Below are 23,583 nucleotides of genomic sequence, written 5' to 3' on the forward strand. Positions count from 1 at the left end.
TCATTCATCATTACACCGTAGGAAAAAAGGATACATTATGATTGCGCAACCTTCTGCTAAATACCAAGCTTTTACCCCCATTCGTTTAAAAGATCGCACATGGCCTGATAAAGTGATTGATAAAGCACCGCGCTGGTTATCATCGGATTTACGCGATGGCAACCAAGCTTTGATTGAACCCATGAACATCGAGCAAAAGTTACGCATGTTTGACTTGTTGATCGAATGTGGCTTTAAAGAGATTGAAGTGGCGTTCCCATCGGCATCTGACACGGAATTCACTTTTGTGCGCCGTTTGATTGAAGAAAATCGCATCCCTGAGGATGTCACCATTCAGGTGTTGACGCAATCGCGTGAAGATTTGATTGTGCGTACATTTGAAGCCTTAAAGGGCTGCAAGCAAGCGATTGTGCATGTCTATAATGCCACGTCCCCGACATTTCGCCGCGTCGTCTTTAATAAAACGAAAGAAGAGGTCATCGCTTTAGCAGAATATGGCATCTCATTATTGGTCAAAGAGGCGGCAAAATACCCAGAAACCGATTGGACATTTGAGTATTCGCCAGAAATTTTCTCAGACACAGAAGTGGACTTTGCCGTGGAAGTGTGTGAAGCGGTGATGAAAATTGCCAATCCAACGCCAGAAAAGCCCATCATCTTTAACTTACCGGCAACGGTTGAAGTGGCAACGCCAAATGTATATGCCGACCAAATTGAGTACTTTTGTCGCAACATCAGTCGTCGTGACAGCGTGATTGTGAGCATTCATACGCACAATGACAGAGGATGCGCTGTTGCGGCCACGGAGTTGGCATTGATGGCAGGTGGCGATCGCGTAGAAGGCTGTTTATTTGGCCATGGCGAGCGCACCGGGAATGTGGACATCATTACCGTTGCATTGAACATGTATACGCAAGGCGTGGATCCTGAGTTGAATTTCTCACAAATCAATAAAGTGGTGCGTGAGGTTGAGCATTGTACGGCCATTAAAGTGCATCCGCGTCATCCGTATGCAGGTGAATTGGTGTTCACAGCGTTTTCAGGCTCGCACCAAGATGCGATCCGTAAAGGCTTATCTGACATGAAAAATCAACCGGATCAAATGTGGAAAATCCCTTATTTACCGGTGGATCCCCATGATTTAGGCCGTTCTTATGAAGCGGTGATCCGCGTGAATAGCCAATCGGGCAAGGGCGGCATTGCGTACTTATTAGAAGAAGATCATGGCATCAACATGCCGCGCCGTTTACAAATTGAGTTCAGTCGAACCGTACAGGCAGAAGCCGATGCCAAAGGCATTGAAGTCACCTCGCCCATGATCTTTGATTTATTTAACCGTGAATATTTAACCAAAGGCAATGTGGTCATTGGTCAGCCGATTAGCATTGTGGAAGACGAAACAGGTAACACTGAAATCAGCGCGGTGATCACAACACCAACGCAGCAATATCATGCCAAAGGTCACGGCAATGGCCCAATTGCCGCTTTAGTCAATGCATTAAATGAAACCCTTAAGATTGATGTGGATGTGGTGAGTTATCATGAACATGCCCGCAGCCAAGGCTCAAAAGCTGAAGCGGTGGCATTTGTGGAAATGCAGGTGGAATCACGCACCTTATTTGGGGTGGCGATTCATGCAAATACTGCGCGTGCATCTATTGATGCGGTGATCTCTGCATTGAACCGCGCCATTGCAAAAGGCTGGGTTGAAGTAAAATAATCCTAGATTCTTATTCGATAGCTGATAAAATAGCGAAGTCCACCATGCGGGTGGGCTTTGTTATATGGGTTGTATTCGGTGGTTAACACGTTTCGGATACAAGAGTACAATAGATGTATTGTCTTAGGATTTTTGATCCTCGGACTCACCATTTACTTTGAGAGAATTCAATATGAGCTATTTATTTACGTCAGAATCTGTGTCTGAAGGACATCCAGATAAAATTGCCGACCAAATTTCCGATGCCGTATTAGACGCCATCATTCAAAAAGATCCTCATGCGCGTGTGGCGTGCGAAACCTTAGTGAAAACGGGTGCAGCGATCATCGCAGGTGAGATCTCCACAAGCGCGTGGGTGGATTTAGAAGATTTAGTGCGCAATGTCATCAATGACATTGGTTATAACTCTTCAAGCGTGGGTTTTGATGGTTCAACGTGCGCCATTTTAAACATCATTGGTAAGCAAAGCGTAGACATTGCTCAAGGTGTTGATCGCGTGAAGCCTGAAGATCAAGGTGCGGGCGACCAAGGCTTAATGTTTGGTTATGCATCAAATGAAACCGATGTATTGATGCCTGCGCCCATCACGTATGCACACCGTTTAGTGCAACGCCAATCTGAAGTGCGCAAATCTGGCCTATTGCCATGGCTTCGTCCGGATGCTAAAAGCCAAATCACATTTGAATATGATGATGAAGGCAACATTAAAGGCATCGATGCGATCGTATTGTCCACACAACACAATCCGGATGTGAGCTTAAAAGATTTAAAAGAAGCGGTGATGGAACTCATCATCAAGCATGTGATTCCTAAAGAGTGGATCACAGAAAAAACCAAATTCCACATCAATCCTACGGGCATTTTCGTCATTGGCGGACCTGTGGGTGACTGCGGTTTAACAGGCCGTAAAATCATTGTGGATACGTATGGTGGTATGGCACGCCATGGCGGGGGCGCTTTCTCAGGAAAAGACCCTTCCAAAGTTGACCGTTCAGCAGCATATGCAGGACGTTATGTTGCTAAGAACATTGTGGCAGCAGGCCTTGCAGATAAGTGTGAAATTCAAGTGTCTTACGCAATTGGTGTGGCTGAGCCAACATCGATCTCCATCACAACTTTTGGAACCAATAAGATTCCTGAAGCTGAGATTGAGCGTTTAGTGCGCACACATTTTGACCTTCGCCCTTATGCGATCACAAAGATGCTCGATTTATTGCATCCGATCTATCAACCAACCGCTGCTTATGGCCATTTTGGCCGTGATCCGTATGAAATCACATATCAAAATGCTGATCATATCGAGACTAAAGCCACGGCATTTAGTTGGGAAAAAACGGATAAAGCAGAGCTTTTACGAAGCGAAGCTAAACTATAACTTGACTTTTTGGTATAAAAAGCTAAAATTTTTGTTTATTTTTGCGTTACAAAACATTTAAGGGTTCAATATGAAACGTACATTTCAACCAAGCGTAATTAAGAGAAAACGTGACCACGGTTTCCGTGCACGTATGGCAACTAAAAACGGTCGTAAAGTTTTAAACCGTCGTCGTGCTCGCGGTCGTGCAAGTTTATCTGCATAATCACTGATTATTGCTAAAAAGGCGCTGTTAAAAGCGCCTTTTTACATTCTAGCGGGAAATTCATGAATTATCGTTTTACCAGAGCGCAGCGTTTATTAACGCCAGCGGATTACAGTCGCACATTTGATCATCCATTTCGATCCTCTGATCGCTACTTTACAGTGCTTGCAAAGGCACAAGCCGAAAAGGGGCAAGGGCGTTTAGGGCTTGCGATTGCAAAAAAGCAGCTTAAAAAGGCGCATGACCGAAATCTTGTAAAACGCATTGTGCGTGAGTCTTTTCGCTTGCATCAAGAAAAATTGACGGGGTTTGATATTGTTGTGCTTGTCAAAGGGAACGTTTCCTTAGATAATCGACAACTATTGCATCAATCTTTGAAACAGCATTGGGAGCGGATAGAAAAGTTGTGAAGACGATTTTAATTGGTTTAATTAAGTTGTATCAACTGATTTTGAGTCCATGGGTGGGGCAGCAGTGTCGCTTTACACCATCGTGTTCAAATTATTCCATCGAAGCCATTCAAAAATATGGTGCAATCAAAGGCTGTTGGCTAACATTCAAGCGATTGATCCGCTGTCATCCGTTTTGTGATGGCGGTAAAGATCCTGTTCCGTAGCATCTTCTTTGTTAAATTTTGAGTTAAAGATATTACTATGCAAAATAATCGATTAATCCTCTGGGGCATTTTTGGTCTGTTGGCCTTTATGCTTTTCAGTAAGTGGCAATTTGCCAATGCACCGAAGCCGCCTGAGGCAGAAAGTGCACAAGTCGTGACACAAATGCTCGATGGCCAAGCCACCGATGGCTCTGTGCCACAATTGAATTCAGCAAATGTGCCAAATGGCATGATGAACAATTCTAAAAAAATCTCTGTCACCACAGATGTTTTTTCCATTAATATCGCTTTAACCGGTGCGGACATCGAAGATGTTAAGTTATTAAAATACTCTGAAAGCTTAGAGCAAAAAGATGTGCCATTTGCTTTATTGTCCTCAGATCCAAAACGTCGCTTTGTGAGTCAAACGGGTTTAATCAGCACCTCTGGCCAAGCCTCTTTCCCACACAGCACAGAATTTACTGCTCAAGCGGACAGCTATACATTAGAAGAAGGTCAAGACACTTTGATCGTACCGTTAACGTACACAGATGCCAACGGCATTGTGGTGACAAAAACGTACGAGTTTAAACGTGGCAGCTATGACATCGGCTTTACCCAAAAAATTGACAATAATACGGATCAAGCATGGCAAGGCATCAACTACATGCAGTTATTGCAAAAAGATCCAAAAGCCAGCGGCCATTTAATGGGTGCATCGAGTTATACAGGTCCAGTATTTTCAATGGGTGAAGAGAGCTATAAAAAAGTTCCTTTTGATAAATTGATTGAAAAAGCACCGGCCATCAAGCAAGAAGGGACAGCGGGCTGGGGCGCGATGATTCAGCAATATTTCACCTCTGCATGGTTGGCATTAAATACTAATGCACATGTTGTGGAAGTGGCTAAATTACCGGGTGACATGGCGATGATCCGCTTAATGTCAAAAGATCCTGTTATGGTACCTGCACATGCATCCTATGAATTTAAAAACAGCTTGTATTCTGGTCCTAAAATCAAAAAGAATTTAGTGGATGCCGGTCAATACACATATGTGAATGACAAAGGCCAAGAAGAGACAGGCAATGCTAAATTAGAGTTGACGCTCGATTATGGTTGGTTCAGCCCGATTTCTGCATTGATGCTTTGGGTGCTTGAATTCTTCCACGGCATTGTGGGCAACTGGGGTTGGGCAATTGTATTATTAACCTTAACGGCAAAATTGATCTTGTATCCATTGTCTGAAAAAGGTTATCGCTCAATGGCCAAAATGCGTCATTTAGCACCTGAGATGCAGCGCATCAAAGAGCTTTATGGATCAGATAAACAAAAAATTGGTCAAGAAACCATTGCCCTTTATCGTAAAGAGAAAGTGAACCCAATGGGTGGTTGTTGGCCAATGCTCATTCAGATTCCAATTTTCATCTCATTGTTCTGGATGTTGCAAGAGAGTGTTCAGCTTCGCCAAGCGCCTTGGATCTTATGGATTCACGATTTGGCGATCATGGACCCTTACTTCATTTTACCGATCATCATGTGTGCGACGATGTTTGTTCAACAAATGTTTAACCCACCGCCACCAGATCCAATGCAAGCTAAAATCATGAAATTCATGCCATTGGTCTTTGGTTTCATGTTCATGTGGTTTGCCGCAGGGATCGTTTTATACTGGATCGTGAATAACTTATTAACCATTTTACAACAGTGGCTCATCAATCGTCGCATTGAAGCAGCTCAAAAGAAAATGTCATAATTTTTCAATGCATTGAATGATCATCTCCTATAATGGCGACATTGTAGGAGATTTTTTATTTCGCAAGATTAAATTGAAGAGGGAATCATGAAAGAGACAACCATTGCGGCCATTGCATCTGGCACCTCTATTGGTGGCGTGGGCATTGTGCGCATCTCAGGGCCAATGAGCCATGCCATTGGTGCACAAATTGCCAAAAAAGATGCGCTCGTTGCGCGTCACGCCACATTCACACAATTTTATGACGACAATGATGAAGTGATGGACGAAGGCCTTGTCATCTATTTTAAAGGACCAAACTCCTTTACGGGCGAAGAATGCGTAGAGCTTCAAGGTCATGGTGGCTTGGTGGTGCTCAATCGCTTGTTAAAACGTGTGTATGCCCTTGGGGCAGAGCCTGCAAAAGCCGGTGAATTCACAGAGCGTGCTTTTTTAAATGGTAAATTGGATTTGGTGCAGGCAGAAGCAATTCATGATTTGATCATGAGTCAAAGTGAAGCGCAGGCTAAAGCGGCAATGAACTCCCTGTCCGGACAATTTTCAGCACAAACAAGTGCCATCAATGATGCGTTGATCCATTTGCGTGTGTATGTGGAAGCCACCATTGATTTTAGTGAAGAGGACATTGATTTCATCACAGATGGCAATGTGCTAAAGCGTCTTGATGCCGTAGAGGGTGACATTCAAGCGCTATTGGCGAGTGCCAATCAAGGTAAGTTATTGACCGATGGCGTGACCGTTGTGTTAGCCGGTAAGCCGAATGCTGGTAAATCGAGCATTTTAAACGCATTATCCGGGGAAGAGAGCGCCATTGTGACGGACATTGCCGGCACAACCCGCGACACATTAAAAGAACATGTGGTGATTCACGGTTTGCCGCTTCACATCATTGACACTGCAGGGCTTCGCGAAACCACAGATGTGATTGAGCAAGAAGGGATTCGCCGTACACGTGAAGCCATGAAAAAAGCCGATTTAATTTTATGGATTCATGATGACCGTGATCAAACCATTGAGGAAGATCCTTTATTGTCCTCATTGAATGTGCCCATTTTGCATGTGCGCAATAAAGTGGATTTAACAGGTAAACCCACCGGTAAAGACGGCAATGTGATTGCCCTCTCTGCTAAAGAGCATCAAGGGGTGGATCTTTTAAGAGATGCCATTGTGGAGATTGTACAGTTTCAGCCAACACAAGGTTTGTTCAGTGCTCGCGAGCGCCATTTGGTGGCGTTAAAAGATAGCTTGGCGCATTTAGCAGTGGCCAAAACGTTGTTAACGGCCGGTCACAGCATTGATTTGGTGGCAGAAGAGATTCGCCTTGCACAAGATGACATCGGGCTCATTACCGGGCGATTTAGCACCGATGAGTTGCTTGGAGAGATCTTCTCAAGTTTCTGTATCGGTAAATAAAGAAAAATCCCCGCAGGTGCGGGGATTTTTTTATTCGCTAAACTCATTTAAAGCATCAATCACTTCCGATAATTTAGTGACCGAGACGACTTTTAATCCTTCTGGTATTTTGCGTGGTGCATTGCCTTTTGGCAAGATCGCTTTGGTAAAGCCATGTTTGAATGCTTCTTTTAAGCGCTCTTCACCATGGGGAATCGGGCGAATTTCACCGGATAAACCCACCTCGCCAAAGATCACTAAATCCGCCGGAATCACTTTATTGCGAAAACTGGAATAGGTTGCAGCAATGACGGCTAAATCTGCGGCAGTTTCTGTCACTTTAACGCCGCCAACGGCATTGACGTACACATCTTGATCATTCATTGCGATGCCTGCATGACGATGGAGCACCGCGAGCAGCATCGTTAAACGGGCTTGCTCAATCCCCAATGTTACACGGCGCGGATAGTTGCCAAAAGATTGATCCACCAATGCTTGAATCTCAACCAATAAGGGACGCGTGCCTTCTTTGGTTACCATGATGACGCTGCCGGCGCTGGGCTCATCGTGGCGCGATAAAAAGATGGCAGAAGGATTACTCACTTCACGTAAGCCCTTATCCGTCATTGCAAAGATGCCAAGCTCATTGACAGGACCAAAGCGGTTTTTATAGGCACGCATGACGCGAAAACGCGAACCGACTTCACCTTCAAAGTATAAAACAGAGTCAACCATATGTTCTAATACGCGTGGCCCTGCGATTGCGCCTTCTTTGGTGACATGACCCACTAAGAAGATGGCAGTGTTGGTGCGTTTGGCATAACGAGTGAGCAGGGCAGCACTCTCTCGCACTTGCGCCACATTGCCGGGTGCAGAGGTTAAGAACTCTGTAAAAATGGTTTGAATGGAGTCAATGACCATGATTTTTGGGGTCAGGGCTTCTGCCGTTGCAATGATCTTCTCCACTGAGGTTTCAGAGAGAATTTTAAGCTCACTTTGCGCAAGGGATAAACGCTCTGCCCGCAAGGCAATTTGGCTTGGGGATTCTTCGCCCGTCACATAGAGCACATCATAATGCTGACTAAAATGCACCATCGTTTGCAATAAGATGGTGGATTTACCAATGCCAGGATCGCCGCCAATGAGCACCACAGAACCTGTGACCAAACCACCGCCAAGGACTCGATTTAGCTCTGTCAATCCTGTATCATAACGCTGGTGTTCCTCTTTTTGAATATTGTTGAGGGTTTGAATCGCAGCACTGCCTGCGGTGCCCGCATAACCTGATAAACGCGCGGAAGTGGGCGGCGCTTTTTCCACAATTGCCTCTTCAATGGTGTTCCATTCTAGGCACTCAAGACACTGACCGGCCCATTTTTGGGTGACGTTGCCACAAGCATGACAAACGTACTGTTTTTTCGTTTTGCTCATAAATATCGCACTTATTCCTTAGTCTGTTCCTTTTTTAGAACGTAGCGTTTCATATATATATACGAATGTGTACAAAAAAAGGTCTATATCCTGCTCGTAAAAGGATATAATACAGACTGATTCCAATATATTCATCTAAAAATACAATACAGCTTGACGAAAAAGAAGAGCTGTTGAAAAAGTCGCTTTTTCAATGTGTGCAGGTCCAATGATCGATAAACGAGCTGTTTATGGATCTATCTGTGTTCTATTTCATTGTAAAAGTAGATAACATTGTGTTTTATGACAATGAAAGGCTGTTGAAAAAGTTGTATGATTGAGAGTGTAGCGTCTGACACCATCGGGTGAAGAGATTCTATGCTTTTAGTTGTTTTGATGTAAATTAAAAAGCACATCACTTGGTCAACATCTTTCTAGGTTCAGCAGTATTTGGTGACTTTATGATTGACATTTATAGTTTCTATCGCGTAATGGAAATATTTATGTATATAATGTTCACTAGGTGGAGATAGTCGAATCAGTACAATAAAGATGTAACAAATTTCTCAAAATTAATTAATATTAGTGAAGGATATAACAATGGCAAAATCTCAATCTCTCCAGGATCCATTTTTAAATGTGCTCCGTAAGGAAAAAATCCCAGTCTCTATTTATTTGATCAACGGTATTAAACTCCAAGGTCAAGTAGAATCTTTTGACCAATTTGTGGTGTTATTGCGCTCGAACGTTAGCCAAATGATCTACAAGCATGCGATTTCTACAATCGTACCTGCACGTAGCATTCGTGTGAGCTTTGATGGTGATGAAGCCGTTTCTGAAGAAGTTGAAACAGAAATCACAATTTAATCGCCAAAGCGAATTTCGTGTTAGAATTGACTTTTTAGCCGGCATACAGACATAAATGTTCGAAAACGAAAGTCAGACACGAAGTGGAGATCAAGCCGTTCTTGTGAGTCTACAGACACAAGATGCCCATGCAGAAGAAATTGTAGAATTCCAAGAACTGGTCAAAGCTGCGGACGTGAGCGAGCTTACCTTGATTAAAGGCAAGCTCGCAACGCCGAATCAAAAATACTTCTTAGGTTTAGGGAAAGTTGAAGAGGTTTTAGAGGCAGTCAATGCTCTAGAAGCGAACGTTGTCATCGTTAATCATGAACTCTCTCCCTCACAAAATCGTAACCTAGAACGTTTCTTAAAAGTCCGTGTGGTCGATCGTACCGCACTCATCCTTGACATCTTTGCACAGCGTGCAGAAAGCTTTGAAGGTAAACTTCAGGTGGAGCTTGCGCAATTGACGCATATTTCCTCGCGTTTGGTGCGGATGTGGACGCATTTAGACAGTTTGCGTGGCGGTAGCGTGGGTTTGCGTGGTCCCGGTGAATCTCAGCTTGAGATGGATAAACGCATGATTGGGCTACGCATTAAGCAGCTCAAAAGAAAATTAGAAAAAGTCCAACAAACCCGCGAGCAAGGACAAGCACTGCGCAATCGTTTAGGTGTGCCAGTTGTGGCGCTTGTCGGTTATACGAATGCGGGTAAATCGAGTCTATTTAACCGCTTAACAGATGCAGGCACTTATGTGGAAGATAAGCTCTTTGCCACGCTTGATCCTAAACATCGCACACTCTTTTTAGAAAACATTGGCGATGTAGTGTTGATCGATACTGTTGGTTTTATCTCTAAATTGCCCCATGAGCTTGTCACCGCATTCCATTCTACTTTACAAAGTGCAGCCGATGCGGATCTTCTCTTAGAAGTGATCGATGCCGGTGATCCTGAGCGTGAATTTAAAAGCGAGCAGGTGGCGAATGTATTGGTAGAAATCGGCGCTGAATCTGTGCCACGCATTCAAGTGAATAATAAAATTGATTTATTAGAAAATGTTGAGCCGCATGTTAGTTATAACGATGCGAATCAACCGACTGCAGTTTGGATTTCTGCAGAAAAAGATTTAGGGATTCAATCCCTTAAAGACGCCATTGGCGATTATTTTAAAGATCAACATGTGACGAAAAATGTTGTTCTCCCGCCATCACAAGGGCGATTACGTGCTAAGCTATTTGCATTAAATGCCGTTAAAAATGAGTCTGTGAATGAACAAGGTGAATTTGTGATGGCATTATTGATGCATAAAGCTGAGTGGGACCGCTTGTTAAAGCATGATGTTGATGCCCAAAAATACCTCAACTAGAGATTTTAGGTGCAATTTATGGCAAAAATTGGTAGCGTATGGCAAGTTTTGTCTAAAAATTCTTTAATTTAAGGGAAAGATGAAAGAGAGTACTGTAGAAATGGCTTGGAATGAGCCTAAAAATGGTCAAAATTCGGGGGGTTCTAACGAGCCGCCACGTGGTCAAGATCAAAAACCAAAGCAAGAGGATATGCCAGATTTAGACGTTTTATTGAAAGATTTAAAAAATAAAATGTTTGGTAAATCTTCAAACAATGGTGGGAATGGCAATCAGCCAAATCAAGCACCTCGATCACCTAGCAAAATGCCCAATAATTTAAGCGGCAAAGTGATGGGCTTTGGTGCATTTGTGGTGTTCATTCTTTGGATGCTCACAGGGATTTATATTGTCGATACCGGTAACAATGCCGTGGTGCTTTTTTTAGGTAAAGAGCAATCGGTCACAGGTCCTGGTATGCATTGGCGCTTCCCATCACCGATTGGTGAGCACCGCATCATCAACGTTGAAAACCGTTTTTCAGCAACCATTGGCACAAACAAAGAGACCATGATGCTCACAAAAGATGAGGCCATTGTGGATGTGCGCGTGGAAGTGCAATATGAAATTGATCGCCAAGATCCTGCGGCTTATTGGTTTGCCTCAAGTAATCCTGATGGTACCCTTCGCGATGTGGTGGAAAGTGCCTTGCGTGAACGTGTGGGTCAAACCAGTTTAGATGCCATTTTAACGTCAGGGCGTGCTCAATTGGTGGCAGAGGTTAAATCCTTAGCACAACAAGTGCTCGATTCTTATGGTGTGGGCTTAAAAATCACCAATGTGAACTTAGTGGATGCACAAGCACCAAAATCTGTGCAAGCCGCCTTTACAGATGCCATCAAAGCACGTGAAGATGAACAGCGCATGATCAACCAAGCGAATACTTATGTCACAGATGTGTTAGCACGCATCAATGGTGAAGTTGAACGTGAATTGGCTCAAGCGGAAGGTTACAAGCAAAGTGTTGTGGCTAAAGCAGAAGGTGAGGCGGCACGTTTTACGTTATTAAATACTGCGTATGCTAAATCCCCTGTGATCATGCGTCAGCGCTTGTATTTAGATGCGATGGAAAACATTTTCCAAACCACCAATAAAGTGTTGATGAATACACAAAGCAATAATTTGATGGTGTTGCCATTAGATCAGTTGTTAAGCAATGGTCAGCAACAAACCATTAAATTAGACATTGATTCCACAACGATTCGCGAATCTCAAAACAAAACTGCACCGCAAGCCATGTTGCCAAAACAGTCGGCAACGAGCGTGAATACCACCCCAGAGCGTGCTGTGAACATTCGCAGTCGCCAAGATGGTCGTTAATTTAGAGTAGGGCAAGACATGAATCAGAGAATTACACAAATCGTGATTGGCGCTGTTATTGCAGTGTTCTTATTAGCGAACTCCATTTACATTGTCAAACAGTGGGAAACGGCCATTCGCTTACAGTTTGGTGTTGTGCAACAAAACAATATCGGGCCGGGCTTGCATTTTAAAGTGCCATTCATCAATACCATCAAAAAATTTGATCGTCGTCTACAAACCTTAGACACCGATCCTGAACCCTTTTTAACCCTTGAGAAGAAAAATCTCATCGTCGATACGTTTGTGCAATGGCGTGTTGAAGATCCAAAAGTCTTCTATGAACGTGTACAAGGGAATCCTGCGCGTTTGAATAATTTATTGCGCCCTGTGGTGCAAGACAATTATCGTGCGGAATTTGCCAATCGTAATTTACAAGAAGTGGTGGCAGGGATTGATGAAGTCAGCGGCAATACGACGCGTTCGATCATTCAAAATGACATTTTAAAAAATGTGCGTTTAACCGGTGAACAATACGGGATCGCGATTGTTGATATGCGCATCAAAGGTGTTGAATTGCCTGAAGATGTGAAACAAAGCGTTTATGATCGTATGAACACTGAGCGTGAACGCGCGGCAAAAGAGTTCCGTGCCCGCGGTGAAGCAACCTATGTAGAAAAAGTGGCCAAAGCCGATAAAGAGCGCGAAATTCGTTTAGCCGATGCATATAAGAAAGCGGAAATTTTACGCGGTGAAGGCGATGCCACTGCCGCAGAGATCTATGCAAAATCGTTCTCGGCCAATCCTGAGTTTTACGAATTTAATCGTAGTTTAGAAGTGTACCAGAAGAGTATTAAGCGAGATGGCGACATCTTAATTCTCGATACGGATTCTGAATTCTTTAAATATTTTCAGCCTAAATAGCGTGCGAAAACATCATTGAATTGCATTTCTTTTTTTTTTATTCAAAATTTGAAATCGGGGAATAAAACAAATGGGTAAGAATGTCATTGTCGTTGGCACTCAATGGGGTGATGAAGGTAAAGGTAAGATTGTTGATCTTCTCACGGAAAAAGCAACCGCAGTTGCGCGTTTCCAAGGCGGTCACAATGCCGGTCATACCTTGGTGATCAATGGTGAAAAAACAGTCTTACGCTTGATTCCATCTGGTATTTTACGTCCACACATCACATGTTACATCGGTAACGGTGTTGTGTTGTCGCCAGTTGCTTTATTAAGCGAAATGGATGAATTATTGTCTAAAGGTGTGGATGTTGATAAGCGTTTGAAAATCTCAGAAGCTTGTCCTTTAGTGATGCCTTATCACATTGCCATTGACCTTGCGCGCGAAGAAAAATTGGGCGTGAACAAAATTGGTACCACAGGCCGCGGCATTGGCCCGACGTACGAAGATAAAGTGGCACGTCGCGCAATTCGTGTGGCGGATCTTTTCTATCCTGAACGTTTTAAAGAAAAATTGGTTCAAGTGATGGAATTCCACAACTTTGTATTGCAAAACTACTTTGGCAAAGAACCATTGAGTGTGGATGCTGTGTACAATGAAATCATGGCATTGGCACCACGCATTTTACCGATGGTGACGGATGTTTCTGAAGAGTTGAATGATTTACGCAAAGAAGGTAAGAGCGTGATGTATGAAGGTGCTCAAGGCACATTCTTAGACATTGATCACGGAACTTATCCATTTGTGACATCAAGCAACACATCAGCCGGTGGTGCCGCTGTGGGTACAGGCGTTGGTCCTTTATACTTTGATTATGTGATGGGTATTGTTAAAGCGTACACAACACGTGTGGGTTCAGGTCCATTCCCAACAGAATTGCATGATGATGTGGGTTATGGCTTGGCAGAACGTGGCCATGAATTTGGTTCAGTGACTGGCCGTGCGCGTCGTTGTGGTTGGTTTGATGCACCTGTATTGCGCCGCTCTGTAGAAGTGAACAGTATTTCTGGTTTATGCTTAACGAAATTAGACGTACTCGATGGCATGGAAGAAGTGAAAATCTGTACAGGTTACCATTTAGATGGTGAAACCTTAGATTATCCTCCATACGGTGCCGATCGCTTTGCACGTTGTGAGCCGATCTATGAATCTCATCCTGGCTGGTCTGAAAGCACAGTGGGCGTGAAAACGTTTGAAGAGTTGCCAATCAACGCGCAAAACTACATCAAACGCATTGAGCAATTGATTGATGCGCCAGTGGATGTGATTTCAACAGGTCCAGATCGTTCTGAAACCATCGTATTGAACGACCCATTTGCTGAATTGTAAGATTCGTTGCATCAAAGATTAAATGAAAAGGGCCATGGGCCCTTTTTTTATGTCAGGCGTTGAAACGCAGCAGTGTCAATGATAGGGTAAAACCTTTCGTTCATTCAAAAGAGTCACCATGGCAAAGGATTATCAAAAACAATTAAAGCAGATGAAAGCCGTCATTCGTCGCGATGAGTTGAAGGCAAAGATGGCGGCTGCGGCGCAAAAGCCCATGGCACCTGAGCCAGAATTTGCAAGCGTGATGAAAGATGTGAAGCGCATTTACAGTGATCGTGTTGATCCATTGACTTTGATGCCAAAGCGCAAAGTACGTGTGCGTCCCCATTATGAAGAGATTGAATATGATTATCTTTATATTGGTGAAACCTATGAAGCTGCACCCATTTGTCACTCAAAAAATGGGCAGGGCAACCGTGATGTGCAAAAGCTTCAGCAGCGCACCTATCGCATTATAGAGAGCTTAGATCTGCATGGCCATAAAATGGATGGGTTAGACGAGCTGTTGACAGAATTTTGCCATTATGTGCAGTCTAAGGGCGTGTGTGGGCGCATCATCCATGGCAGCGGTTTAGGTTCTAAAAATTTTACGCCGATTTTGAAAAATCATGTGCGCCGCTGGCTGTATGAATATCCTGAAGTGCTCGCTTATACAGAAGAGCGCAATAATGATGGCGCGGTTATTTTTTTATTAAAGCGCAAAGCGTGGGTCAAAGAGTAAAAAACCGCCCGTAGGCGGTTTTTGATGTTTTATGAGAAATAGTTGATGAGATAGGTGTGATAAGGGATCGACACAATGTCAATCAACACCGCACCACTTAAGGGCACAATCATCAATGCACGAGTGGAGATCACTTTGTAATGGTCACACACGCTCGTCATGTTTGCCATTGCGTTTGGCGTTGCGCCTAAACCATGACCCATTAAGCCTGCACACATGACGGCAGCATCATAGTTTTTGCCAAGCACTCGAAAGACAAAGAAAACGGCAAAGAGCACAATGAATGTCACTTGCAGCAATAAAATGATGAGTAACGGTAACGCAATGTCGCTCAACTCCCAGATTTTCAGAGACATCATCGCCATCGTTAAGAATAAGCCAAGGGATACGCCAGAGATCAAATCAATGGATTTTTGATGCAAATTCACAATGCCTGCAGCATCATTAAAGTTACGCACAATGATGGCGATGATCATCGCACCCACATAGCTTGGCAGAGAAAAACCGGTCCATTGTGTAAATTGTGCAGAGGCAATGCGACCAACCACCATAATGCCAAGAATGATGGCCAAAACCTTTAAAAAGGCTGTCACATCAATCTCTTTGACAGCATTGGCCAATGTTTTTGGCTCATTGGGGAGATTTTGAGCATCATCAATGGCTTCAATTTTTACATTGTGGCGTTTGATTAAAAAGCGTGCAACAGGACCACCTAAAATGCTGCCGGCAATTAAACCAAAAGTTGCAGCAGCAATTGCGGCAACGGCTGCCGATGAGTGGCCTAAGCCTTCTGCCATGCCACCAAAGGCCGCCGCACCGCCGTGTCCGCCCGTTAAGGAGACAGCGCCAGCCATTACGCCTAAAATCGGGTCTGCACCCAATGAAAGGGCAATGCCAACACCAAATGTATTTTGAAAGAGTGCTAAAAACCAACAGATGCACAAATAAATGAGGAGCAATTTACCGCCGCTTTTGAGGATGCGAAAGCTGCCATCAATCCCAACGGTGGTGAAAAATGCCACCATTAAAAAGCTTTGAATGCTTGTGTCAAAGGAAAAAGTGGCCAGCTCAAAACTTCTAAGCACCCAGATCACGATGCTGACGATAAACCCGCCGATCACCGGTGCCGGAATACAGAATTTTTGTAACCAAGTGATGCGATTTTTTAAGAACAATCCCAAAAGTAGGCACAAAACTGTTAAAAAGAGCGTGCTGAGTGAGTCAAGGTGCAAGTTCATGAGGGCTCCTTTTGAATGTGATGTTGAATGAATTGGTAAGCAATGAAGGCGGCCAATTTTGTGGTGCGCTGATCAATGTCAAAATTCGGGTTGCACTCGACAATGTCTAATAAGCGCACTTTACCGCTGTCAATTAAATGGGTGAACAAGGCTTCAAAGGTGGCCACACTGATCCCACGCACGGCAGGTGCACTGACGCCGGGGGCAATGAAGTTTGAGAACACATCTAAATCAATGGTAATGTAAATATGATCCACAGCATTCACAAATGTGTTGAGGATTGTGAATGTGTGCTGAAGATCACTCAATGCAGTGTCCATGATGTATGTCGCATTGAGTTGATCGGCTGTTTCAAAAAGCACGCGCGTATTGGCATGGGCAGCAATGCCAAGCACAAGATAATGAAAGGGTTGATCATGCGCTTGGCATAGGTGAGCGGCATTTAAAAATGGCGTACCGGAGGTGTTTTCATCGGCAGATCTTAAATCAAAGTGCGCATCAAAATTGATGATGCCAATGGATTCATTCGGATGCTGCTGTGCCACATGGTGAAAAATGCCTTGAAAGCTGCCATAAGCGGTTTCATGACCACCACCTAACACAATGGGTGTGATGCCTTGATTCATGAGCATGGTCACGTGTTGACCAAGCTTTGTTTGTGCGGCTTCTAGATTTTGATGCTCAACGCGGACATTGCCAAAATCTGTGAGGCTAAAGTCTTGATGCACCGGAAAACCCGCCATTTGTTGACGAATCAAATCAGGGGCTGCGACTGCACCTAAACGACCTTGATTGCGGCGCACGCCTTCATCGCTTTGAAAGCCAAGCAGCCCAAATTGTGGGGCAGTGGATTGGTTGATCACTTGAAATAGGCGGCGATGACAAGCGTCGTCGCCATCAAAGCGTCCGGACCAGACAAATGGATCAGGCATGATGACTCCTTTGGTTAATCATTATTGGTCGTGGCCAATTAAGGCAGTAATGGCGGCGCTTGCGTCTAAAATGGCTTCAATCCATTGTGCTTCATGTGCGCTGCCACGGAAATAAGGGGCCATCAATGTCACCACGGCAATGGCGGATTGATGACGGAAAATGGGGGCAGAGATGCCAAGCACGCCAGGATCAATTTCACCCATCGTGCGGCCATAACCTTGATCACGAATGCAGGCCAAATCTTTCATGAGGCTTGTCCGCTCCGGGCAATCATTCGGGTAGGCATGTTCAATGATGGCATCACGAATGTGTGCCTCTTTAAAGGCGAGCAATGTTTTACCGCTTGCGCCTAGTGTCAATTGATTGACGCGCCCAGGTAAAAATGAGCAGCGCAGCGCTTGTTCGCTCTCCACCATTTTGATGCAGATGGTTTCTGTGTAATCTGCCACCACAATACCGGCGGATTCTCCGGTGACATCACAGAGATTTTGTAAGACGGCATCGACATCATCATTAAAAATGGAATAGGTTTGATGTAAATGTTGCCCCTTTAAGCTTTGTGCGCCTAAAGTGTATGCCCCATATTTACGAGATGGTGTGACAAATTCCCATTCTATGAGAATGTTTAAGATCCTATAAACCGAGGATAACGGGATGTTTAACTCCTGTGCCATGTGCTTTGGGAAGACAGGCTTACCACAAGAGGCAATATAAGACAGGATATTCAATAATCGATCAGTGCTTTTCATAATCTAACTCCTAGGATTACAATAGCAATGATCTTTTTTGAAAACAAAAAAAATTCCTATTTTATGAGAATATTTATTTATGGCATAAAAAATCCCGCAAGGCGCGGGATTCTGTGAAGGCTTGATGTTTGCTTACTCAGCAGCGCCGCCAACGATCACAATGGTGAAGTCATCAGGATGAATGTGTTTCTCAAACGCCTGTTGGATCTCTTCTTTTGTGATGGCACGAATGCGCTCAGGATAAGTGTCATAATAATCCAATGGCAGATCATATTGAGCAATGGTCAGCAGCGCTGTGGCTAAACCACGGTTGCTGCTTAAAGCCAAAATGCCGCTGCCAATCAAATTATTTTTAGCGCGCTCTAAATCCTCATCTGTTGGGCCATTGGCAATGAATGCCTTGGTCTCTTTTAGCGTCGCTTCAATGGCATGATCAACGCTTTCATTTTTGGTGGCAAGGCCAATGGTAAACGGTCCATGGAGTAAGGTTGGGCTAAAATAGCTGTAAATGCCATAGGTTAAGCCCTGTTTTTCGCGGATGTCCATCATTAAAAGCGAGGTCAAACCGCTGCCGCCCAACACATGGTTGCCAAGTGTTAAAGATAAAAAGTCAGGATCGAAGCGATCAATGCTCACTTGTCCCATCATGATTTGGCTTTGTGGGCCATTGAAGGGCTCACGCACTGTTTGTGCTTTGACAGGCTTGGCGGTATTGCGAATTGGACTTAAGGTTTTGTCTGTTTTGCCAAGCTTGGCGCTCAATGCATAGCTGATGGCTTTGGCATCTTGTTCGGACAATGCACCAACAATTACAATATTGGCATTTGTGGCGTGGTAATACGCATCACGAAATGCTTTGACATCTTCAATTGTCATTTTTTTCAATGAGGCTTTAAGCATTTGACTTGTCACGCCTTGCAATTGATCTGGAAAGAGCAGGGATTGATACATTTCACCGGCAATGGCGTTGGGATTATCTAAACGCGCTTTTTGTGCATCGATGGCTTGGGCGCGTTCACGATCAAAGATCGCCGCATCCATGCGTGGTGATGCCATCATCTCTGACCATAAAGCAAGCGTGCGATTGAGTACATCTGCATCGGTTAAGGAGCGAATGCTGACGCTTGTGGTGGCAATGCTACTGTTTGCAGAGATGCTGCTGCCGATGTTTTCTAATGCTTCAGAGAAAGCATTTTCATCCATCTCTTTGGTGCCAAGTGTCATCATTGTGGCGGTCATGGCAGCTAAACCATGTTGATCACCTTCACGAAAACTGCCTGCATCCATGGAGACAACGATGTCCACCATGGGAATTTCAGGTGCATTGATGAAGAGTACGCGGGCACCTTCATCAGTGCGCCACTCTTTAATTTTTGATTTCATATCGGATGCCATGGCTGTGGTACTGATCGCGAGGCAGGTGAGTGTCATGATAATGCGTTTAAACATGGTTATTCCTCCTGACTGTCGGGTGCATGCGCACGCAAACGACCAATGGTTAAGTTGCTGTCATTGAGATATTTTTGTGCCACTTGTTGAATTTGTTCAGGTGTCACTTGTTCTAAATAACTCACCAAATTGTCACGATTTTGCCAACCTTCGCCGGTGGTTTCAGCAGCGCCAATGGCCATCGCTTGAGAATAGATGGAATCTTTGGCATAAATCTGCTCTGTGCGATAGGCAGTGAGGATCTTTTTAAGCTCCTCTTGGCTGACCAAGGTATTTTGTAAATCTTTAATGGCCGCTTTGAGCTCAGCTTCTAAAGTCTCAAGCGCCACGCCTTCAGCCGGAACGGCACTTAAAAAGAAAGTGGTGTCATAGCGGGCGCCTTCATTGTAGTAACTAGAAGCATCGAGGGATTGCTGCGTCTCTTTGACCAGTTTTTTCGGTAAACGTGCCGTTGCACTGCCACTTAAAATTTCTGAGGCAAGCAATAATGCATACGCTTCTTCTTTGTGTTCAGTGCTGTTGATGCTCGGCACTTTGTAAGCCATAAAGAGCACCGGTAGATTGGCAGGCGCTGCCATGTCAATGTATTTTGTGGCGTTTTGTGGCACTTCAAAGTTATTTTCTCGAACGATTTTCGCACCGCGTGGAATCTCCCCAAAGTATTTTTGTACCATTTGATGAGTTTTTTCAGGATCCACATCCCCAACAATCACGAGGGTTGCATTGTTTGGGCGATAAAATTCGTTGTACCAACTCTGTAAATCTGACAATGTCCAACTTTCAATTTCTGGCATCCAACCGATGATGGGATTGCGATAGGCATTGGTGGTCCAAACTGTTGCATTGAACGCTTCATAAAAGAGGGCTTGTGGATTGCTGTCGGTGCGCATGCGGCGCTCTTCTGCCACCACTTGGCGCTCTGGCGCAAAGTCTGCTTCTTTGAGCACAAGATTGTGCATGCGATCAGATTCTAAGCGTAAACTGGTCTCTAATTCCCAGCTGGGTAAAATCTCAAAATAAGCCGTGTAATCATAGGAGGTAAAGGCATTATCTTTACCACCTAAATTGGCCACAATGGTGGAATGCTCATTAGGACCTAGGGTTGGCGTGCCTTTGAACATCATGTGTTCAAGCATGTGTGAGATGCCACCTTTGCCGCGAGGCTCATCAACTGAGCCGACTTTATACCACACCATGGTGATGACAACGGGTGCTCTGTGATCTTCGCGCACAATGAGTTTTAAGCCATTGTCTAAGGTGTATTCATGCGTGGGTTGTGTGGTAATGTGATCGTTTCCGTAGCTGATGGCCATCACAGATAATGTGGTGATGGCGGCCAATTTTTTAAAAAATGCCATGTCACTCTCCTTATTCAGTCAGGTGAATTATAGGGTGAAGGTTTGTCCTGTGGTGAACGGGCGGGTATCATCATTTAAATCGATGATGTGCGTGATGACATCTGCCACTTTTTTCGCATCACGGTTCCCAGAAGGTGAGACGCTGTAGCGCATTGCTGAATTTAAGCACACAGGATCGATGCTGTTAAATTGAATTTTTTCTTGGGACTCAAACTCACCGGCAAAGAGTTTCATTAACGTATTTAAGCCAGCCTTTGCCACTGCATAACTGCCCCAATACGCTTGAGAACCGTCGGCCACTTCGGCATGGTCAAAAAAGATCACCGAAGCGCGTTCAGCCTTATTCAACAACGGTAACATGGCTTGCGTTAAATAGAAAGGCGTATTTAATGTGGTGTTGATGCTTAATAACCATTTTTCAGGATTGGTGTGGGCAAGGGGCGTTAAGTTACCAAGATTGGCCGCAGTGTGCACGATACCATCGAGTTTCCCAAATTCAGCCGCCAATGTTTCATAGAGCGCATAGTAATCATCATTGCTGCATTTAGCAAAATCCATGTATAAAATGGCAGGCTCAGGGCCGCCGGCTGCCACGATTTGATCATACAAATCTTCGACAATTTTTTGTTTTTTCTCACGGGCAAGGAGCACAACCGTTGCGCCTTCTTTTGCTAAGGCTAATGCACTGTTGCGACCGACCATGCCTGTAGAACCGGTGATTAAAATGACTTTATTGGCTAAACGACTCATTTTTCTTCCTCTTTTGGGGCAGACATTGGTTTTTGTGCATACAACAGATAATTCATGGACAAATCTTGTGTTAAATAGGCTACGCGATTGAAGGGGTTAAAGCTCATGCCGCGGCTGTCTTTGACCGCTAAGCCGGCATTTTCACAATAGGTATATAATTCAAAAGGCGTGATGAATTTATCAAATTCATGGGTGCCTTTGGGCACAATTTTTAACACCGTTTCCGCCGCAAAAATCACCAATTGTTTGGCTTTAAAGGTGCGATTAATGGTGGATAAAAAAAGCTTGCCGCCGGGTTTTAAAAGTTTGCTGCACGCATCTAAAATCGATTGTGGATCGGGCACATGCTCAAGCATCTCAAGGCACGTGACCACATCATAAGTGTTGGGCTGTAAGTCCGCGAGGGCTTCGACGGTGGAGAGCTGATAGTCAATCTCAAGGCCTGAGATTTTTGCATGTTCACGGGCCACTTCTAAAGCGCCAATGGCTAAATCAACCGCCGTTGTGATGGCGCCGCGCTTTGCCAATCCCTCTGAAATGATGCCGCCGCCACAGCCCACATCAAGGGCTTTGACGCCATGTAAATTGGCATGTTCTGTGATGAATTCAAAGCGTGTGGGATTAATGTCATGGAGCGTTTGAAAACTGCCATTCGGTGTCCACCAATCTTGTTGGTTGAATTTGCTGATCTCATCTTGAGAGACATTGTCCATATCGATTCTCCTAACGATTAATGGTTGTGCGGTTGCGTTGGGGTGGATTTAGGGCTCTGTAAATCCGATTGCAACAGCTTAGAGAGTTCACTGATGTTGATCTGTTGTAAGAATTTTTCGGGTAAAAATTTGGCAATGAAGTTTGCGCTTGACTCCACAAATGGCGTCAATTGTGATTTTTGCCACATCGGGATGCTATTTAAACCCACATTCATGGCAAACAAGCCTAAAAATGCCACGATCAACCAACCACGCAATACGCCAAAGCCCATGCCTAAAATGCGATCAATGAATGAGATTTTCAAGAAGCGAATGAGCAAAGAAATCCCTAAATTCACAAGGCCCGCTAAAAATAGGATGCCTAAAAAAGTGATGGCGTAACTTAAAATGGAGACGAGTAACTCTTCTGTGGAGCCTTCGCTTGGATTTAAATCAATTTTGCCTTTGGTGATGGCATGCAATTGATCCGGAAGCATGGCTGCCACATCTTGAGAGAAGTAAGCTGCGCCCCAAAAAGCGACGATCCATACAAGCAAAGAGAGGGCTTCGGTGATGAGCCCTCTGAAAAATGCAATGACGGTTGATAATCCAATGATGCCAATGATGGCGATGTCGATGTAGTTCATAAGGTCCTAATTTACTCGATTATTGAATTTGAATGATGTAACTGTTCACGCCTTGGCGTTTTAATTCCGCTTGCACATTTTTGGCATTGTCTTGGGTTTTAAGGGGTCCAATGCGCACTTTGTATTGCTTAGAGATCAACGCCACTTCAGAAGCATAACCGCGGCGCTTGTATTCATTCATCACACGCGTAGCATTTTCGCGGCTGCTGTAGGAGCCCACTTGCACATACCATGTGAATTTAGGTTGAGCAGCGTTTGCACTTTGGGTGTTTTGGCTTTGGGCAGAGCCGATGAGCTCAATTTTAGGCAAGGGCGCAGGTTTAGTGTTGGCAGGTTTTGCCGCTGTATTGTTGGGCTTTTGTTGATTTTGTACCGGTGGCTTTGCAGGTTTATTTTGCAATTGTGCTTGTGGGGCTTGCACGGTTTTGCCCTGTTGATTGGCTTGTGCTAACAATTGCTCTGCAATGGACACATTGTTGTCAATGGGCAGTGATGGCTGATTGTCCGTCACCGCTTCCCACATATTTTCTGTGATGGGTTCATGGACAGAGGGCGGCACAGGACGCGCATCGACAGGTGGTGTGATGGTTGCAGGTTCATCATCTGTACTTGCATAGAAGTCATCTTCTTGTTCGACGGCGGTATTTTCCGGCACATGATAATCATCGGATGATAATAAATTTGGAATGATCCAAAGACCTAAAGCGATGAGCGCGATGCAGCCGACAATGCGTTGTTGAAGTTTTTTATTCATG

23 protein-coding genes are annotated in these 23,583 nt (G+C 44.4%); 13 read left to right on the top strand and 10 right to left on the bottom strand.

Annotated elements, in window-relative coordinates:
* Nucleotides 1-37: 37 nt before the first annotated feature.
* From leuA to mnmE, 7 genes are all read left to right on the top strand, one after another.
* The gene (leuA, locus tag B9T20_RS05300) at nt 38-1,720 is read left to right on the top strand and encodes a 2-isopropylmalate synthase (protein ID WP_094490133.1); all 1,683 of its coding nucleotides are present in this window, start codon (nt 38-40) and stop codon (nt 1,718-1,720) included.
* A gap of 172 nt (nt 1,721-1,892) precedes the next feature.
* On the top strand, nt 1,893-3,095 hold the full coding sequence (gene metK, locus B9T20_RS05305) for a methionine adenosyltransferase (RefSeq protein WP_369907451.1): 1,203 nt from the start codon (nt 1,893-1,895) through the stop codon (nt 3,093-3,095).
* 70 nt (nt 3,096-3,165) lie between these two features.
* Entirely contained in the window at nt 3,166-3,300 is a 135-nt protein-coding gene (gene rpmH / locus B9T20_RS05310; protein WP_081600433.1) for a 50S ribosomal protein L34, read from the top strand.
* 62 nt (nt 3,301-3,362) lie between these two features.
* On the top strand, nt 3,363-3,710 hold the full coding sequence (rnpA, locus tag B9T20_RS05315) for a ribonuclease P protein component (RefSeq protein WP_094490135.1): 348 nt from the start codon (nt 3,363-3,365) through the stop codon (nt 3,708-3,710).
* Nucleotides 3,707-3,916 (top strand): membrane protein insertion efficiency factor YidD, encoded by a 210-nt coding sequence (yidD, locus tag B9T20_RS05320; RefSeq protein ID WP_008316510.1) that lies wholly within the window; start codon nt 3,707-3,709, stop codon nt 3,914-3,916. The genes rnpA and yidD overlap by 4 nt, the downstream gene beginning before the upstream one ends.
* A 37-nt stretch (nt 3,917-3,953) precedes the next feature.
* A complete protein-coding gene (gene yidC / locus B9T20_RS05325) occupies nt 3,954-5,648 on the top strand; it encodes a membrane protein insertase YidC (protein ID WP_094490136.1) in 1,695 nt (564 codons plus the stop codon).
* Nucleotides 5,649-5,735: 87 nt separating this feature from the next.
* On the top strand, nt 5,736-7,061 hold the full coding sequence (gene mnmE / locus B9T20_RS05330) for a tRNA uridine-5-carboxymethylaminomethyl(34) synthesis GTPase MnmE (RefSeq protein ID WP_094490137.1): 1,326 nt from the start codon (nt 5,736-5,738) through the stop codon (nt 7,059-7,061).
* A 30-nt stretch (nt 7,062-7,091) separates the two neighbouring features.
* On the opposite strand, the gene radA is transcribed toward mnmE, so the two are convergent.
* A complete protein-coding gene (radA, locus tag B9T20_RS05335; RefSeq protein WP_094490138.1) occupies nt 7,092-8,471 on the bottom strand; it encodes a DNA repair protein RadA in 1,380 nt (459 codons plus the stop codon).
* 579 nt (nt 8,472-9,050) lie between these two features.
* Between radA and hfq the strand changes: the two genes are divergently transcribed.
* The 6 genes from hfq (at nt 9,051) to B9T20_RS05365 (ending at nt 15,012) form a co-directional block, all read left to right on the top strand.
* Entirely contained in the window at nt 9,051-9,317 is a 267-nt protein-coding gene (gene hfq / locus B9T20_RS05340; protein WP_008316518.1) for an RNA chaperone Hfq, read from the top strand.
* A 55-nt stretch (nt 9,318-9,372) separates the two neighbouring features.
* Nucleotides 9,373-10,662 carry a ribosome rescue GTPase HflX gene (hflX, locus tag B9T20_RS05345; protein ID WP_094490139.1) on the top strand — a complete coding sequence of 430 codons (1,290 nt, stop codon included), beginning with the start codon at nt 9,373-9,375 and terminating at the stop codon, nt 10,660-10,662.
* Between the two features lie 79 nt (nt 10,663-10,741).
* Entirely contained in the window at nt 10,742-12,019 is a 1,278-nt protein-coding gene (gene hflK, locus B9T20_RS05350; protein WP_008316522.1) for an FtsH protease activity modulator HflK, read from the top strand.
* An 18-nt stretch (nt 12,020-12,037) separates the two neighbouring features.
* Nucleotides 12,038-12,922, top strand: a complete 885-nt coding sequence (gene hflC, locus B9T20_RS05355) for a protease modulator HflC (RefSeq protein WP_094490140.1) — start codon at nt 12,038-12,040, stop codon at nt 12,920-12,922.
* Between the two features lie 70 nt (nt 12,923-12,992).
* Nucleotides 12,993-14,291, top strand: coding sequence for an adenylosuccinate synthase (locus tag B9T20_RS05360; protein ID WP_008316525.1), 1,299 nt, complete (start codon nt 12,993-12,995; stop codon nt 14,289-14,291).
* A 118-nt stretch (nt 14,292-14,409) separates the two neighbouring features.
* Complete coding sequence (locus B9T20_RS05365) at nt 14,410-15,012, top strand: Smr/MutS family protein (protein ID WP_094490141.1); 603 nt, start codon at nt 14,410-14,412, stop codon at nt 15,010-15,012.
* A gap of 29 nt (nt 15,013-15,041) precedes the next feature.
* On the opposite strand, the gene gltS is transcribed toward B9T20_RS05365, so the two are convergent.
* The 9 genes from gltS to B9T20_RS05410 form a co-directional block, all read right to left on the bottom strand.
* Nucleotides 15,042-16,250, bottom strand: a complete 1,209-nt coding sequence (gltS, locus tag B9T20_RS05370) for a sodium/glutamate symporter (protein ID WP_094490142.1) — start codon at nt 16,248-16,250, stop codon at nt 15,042-15,044.
* Complete coding sequence (gene hutG / locus B9T20_RS05375) at nt 16,247-17,182, bottom strand: formimidoylglutamase (protein ID WP_094490143.1); 936 nt, start codon at nt 17,180-17,182, stop codon at nt 16,247-16,249. Before hutG ends, gltS begins: the two co-directional genes overlap by 4 nt.
* A gap of 21 nt (nt 17,183-17,203) precedes the next feature.
* Nucleotides 17,204-17,932 (bottom strand): IclR family transcriptional regulator, encoded by a 729-nt coding sequence (locus B9T20_RS05380; RefSeq protein WP_094490144.1) that lies wholly within the window; start codon nt 17,930-17,932, stop codon nt 17,204-17,206.
* A gap of 132 nt (nt 17,933-18,064) precedes the next feature.
* A complete protein-coding gene (locus tag B9T20_RS05385) occupies nt 18,065-19,381 on the bottom strand; it encodes a pitrilysin family protein (RefSeq protein WP_094490145.1) in 1,317 nt (438 codons plus the stop codon).
* A gap of 2 nt (nt 19,382-19,383) precedes the next feature.
* The gene (locus tag B9T20_RS05390) at nt 19,384-20,739 is read right to left on the bottom strand and encodes a pitrilysin family protein (RefSeq protein ID WP_094490146.1); all 1,356 of its coding nucleotides are present in this window, start codon (nt 20,737-20,739) and stop codon (nt 19,384-19,386) included.
* A 27-nt stretch (nt 20,740-20,766) separates the two neighbouring features.
* The gene (locus tag B9T20_RS05395; RefSeq protein ID WP_094490147.1) at nt 20,767-21,489 is read right to left on the bottom strand and encodes an SDR family NAD(P)-dependent oxidoreductase; all 723 of its coding nucleotides are present in this window, start codon (nt 21,487-21,489) and stop codon (nt 20,767-20,769) included.
* Complete coding sequence (ubiG, locus tag B9T20_RS05400; RefSeq protein WP_094490148.1) at nt 21,486-22,202, bottom strand: bifunctional 2-polyprenyl-6-hydroxyphenol methylase/3-demethylubiquinol 3-O-methyltransferase UbiG; 717 nt, start codon at nt 22,200-22,202, stop codon at nt 21,486-21,488. The genes B9T20_RS05395 and ubiG overlap by 4 nt, the downstream gene beginning before the upstream one ends.
* Before the next feature lie 17 nt (nt 22,203-22,219).
* The gene (locus B9T20_RS05405) at nt 22,220-22,828 is read right to left on the bottom strand and encodes a CvpA family protein (protein ID WP_094490149.1); all 609 of its coding nucleotides are present in this window, start codon (nt 22,826-22,828) and stop codon (nt 22,220-22,222) included.
* A gap of 19 nt (nt 22,829-22,847) precedes the next feature.
* Nucleotides 22,848-23,582: an SPOR domain-containing protein gene (locus B9T20_RS05410; RefSeq protein WP_094490150.1), complete on the bottom strand. Its 735-nt coding sequence runs from the start codon at nt 23,580-23,582 to the stop codon at nt 22,848-22,850.
* Between the last annotated feature and the right edge of the window lies 1 nt (nt 23,583).

This window comes from Wohlfahrtiimonas sp. G9077, assembly GCF_002252155.1.
GTDB lineage: Bacteria > Pseudomonadota > Gammaproteobacteria > Cardiobacteriales > Wohlfahrtiimonadaceae > Wohlfahrtiimonas.

What these genes read in the sequence shown, in the direction of transcription:
- hflC (WP_094490140.1), top strand. Translation starts at nt 12,038, where the DNA reads ATGAATCAGAGAATTACACAAATCGTGATTGGCGCTGTTATTGCAGTG.
- leuA (WP_094490133.1), top strand. Translation starts at nt 38, where the DNA reads ATGATTGCGCAACCTTCTGCTAAATACCAAGCTTTTACCCCCATTCGT.
- mnmE (WP_094490137.1), top strand. Translation starts at nt 5,736, where the DNA reads ATGAAAGAGACAACCATTGCGGCCATTGCATCTGGCACCTCTATTGGT.
- B9T20_RS05365 (WP_094490141.1), top strand. Translation starts at nt 14,410, where the DNA reads ATGGCAAAGGATTATCAAAAACAATTAAAGCAGATGAAAGCCGTCATT.
- B9T20_RS05380 (WP_094490144.1), bottom strand. Translation starts at nt 17,932, where the DNA reads ATGAAAAGCACTGATCGATTATTGAATATCCTGTCTTATATTGCCTCT.
- B9T20_RS05395 (WP_094490147.1), bottom strand. Translation starts at nt 21,489, where the DNA reads ATGAGTCGTTTAGCCAATAAAGTCATTTTAATCACCGGTTCTACAGGC.
- hflK (WP_008316522.1), top strand. Translation starts at nt 10,742, where the DNA reads ATGAAAGAGAGTACTGTAGAAATGGCTTGGAATGAGCCTAAAAATGGT.
- rnpA (WP_094490135.1), top strand. Translation starts at nt 3,363, where the DNA reads ATGAATTATCGTTTTACCAGAGCGCAGCGTTTATTAACGCCAGCGGAT.
- hfq (WP_008316518.1), top strand. Translation starts at nt 9,051, where the DNA reads ATGGCAAAATCTCAATCTCTCCAGGATCCATTTTTAAATGTGCTCCGT.
- hflX (WP_094490139.1), top strand. Translation starts at nt 9,373, where the DNA reads ATGTTCGAAAACGAAAGTCAGACACGAAGTGGAGATCAAGCCGTTCTT.
- B9T20_RS05405 (WP_094490149.1), bottom strand. Translation starts at nt 22,828, where the DNA reads ATGAACTACATCGACATCGCCATCATTGGCATCATTGGATTATCAACC.
- yidC (WP_094490136.1), top strand. Translation starts at nt 3,954, where the DNA reads ATGCAAAATAATCGATTAATCCTCTGGGGCATTTTTGGTCTGTTGGCC.
- B9T20_RS05390 (WP_094490146.1), bottom strand. Translation starts at nt 20,739, where the DNA reads ATGGCATTTTTTAAAAAATTGGCCGCCATCACCACATTATCTGTGATG.
- B9T20_RS05385 (WP_094490145.1), bottom strand. Translation starts at nt 19,381, where the DNA reads ATGTTTAAACGCATTATCATGACACTCACCTGCCTCGCGATCAGTACC.
- ubiG (WP_094490148.1), bottom strand. Translation starts at nt 22,202, where the DNA reads ATGGACAATGTCTCTCAAGATGAGATCAGCAAATTCAACCAACAAGAT.
- B9T20_RS05360 (WP_008316525.1), top strand. Translation starts at nt 12,993, where the DNA reads ATGGGTAAGAATGTCATTGTCGTTGGCACTCAATGGGGTGATGAAGGT.
- gltS (WP_094490142.1), bottom strand. Translation starts at nt 16,250, where the DNA reads ATGAACTTGCACCTTGACTCACTCAGCACGCTCTTTTTAACAGTTTTG.
- B9T20_RS05410 (WP_094490150.1), bottom strand. Translation starts at nt 23,582, where the DNA reads ATGAATAAAAAACTTCAACAACGCATTGTCGGCTGCATCGCGCTCATC.
- metK (WP_369907451.1), top strand. Translation starts at nt 1,893, where the DNA reads ATGAGCTATTTATTTACGTCAGAATCTGTGTCTGAAGGACATCCAGAT.
- radA (WP_094490138.1), bottom strand. Translation starts at nt 8,471, where the DNA reads ATGAGCAAAACGAAAAAACAGTACGTTTGTCATGCTTGTGGCAACGTC.
- rpmH (WP_081600433.1), top strand. Translation starts at nt 3,166, where the DNA reads ATGAAACGTACATTTCAACCAAGCGTAATTAAGAGAAAACGTGACCAC.
- hutG (WP_094490143.1), bottom strand. Translation starts at nt 17,182, where the DNA reads ATGCCTGATCCATTTGTCTGGTCCGGACGCTTTGATGGCGACGACGCT.